Origin of the sequence: Acetomicrobium sp. S15 = DSM 107314, assembly GCF_016125955.1 — a bacterium.
GTDB lineage: Bacteria > Synergistota > Synergistia > Synergistales > Thermosynergistaceae > Thermosynergistes > Thermosynergistes pyruvativorans.
Genome location: NZ_JADEVE010000078.1, coordinates 1 through 383, shown reverse-complemented (window position 1 = coordinate 383; position 383 = coordinate 1). Strand labels below are relative to the sequence as shown.

The window sequence follows — 383 nt, the reverse complement described above, 5'->3', positions numbered from 1 at the left end:
TATACCGGATGGAGGAGGTATGATCCCGATGAGGCGCTCGAACCGCTCAGAAATTTGCTCAGTCTCATAACGATAAGGCACTATATATTTATGACACATATGAGGCTCGTATCGAGAAATAGGGAGGACGGGAAGGTACATAAGACCTACGATATGGATATACCGCTGAACAGGGTCTTAAAAAGTCCGGCGGCCGACGCATATACAAACACACTGCGCGTATCGACATACGTTAGATCTGCCACACACAATTGGTTAGGGCGAAGTGCAGTGAAGTTTCGACACACCAAATCTGCAGGTTTATTGGCAGATTCGTCAGGGATCGTAGTCCTTATCTTCCTGCCACAAATGATCCCTTTTAGGCCTATGTCTTTCATCAGGCG

General features: G+C 47.0%; 1 pseudogene. It reads right to left on the bottom strand.

Going from position 1 to position 383, the window contains the following annotated elements:
• Positions 1-146: 146 nt before the first annotated feature.
• A pseudogene (locus EZM41_RS02095) lies at positions 147-383 on the bottom strand (hypothetical protein); the annotation flags it as partial.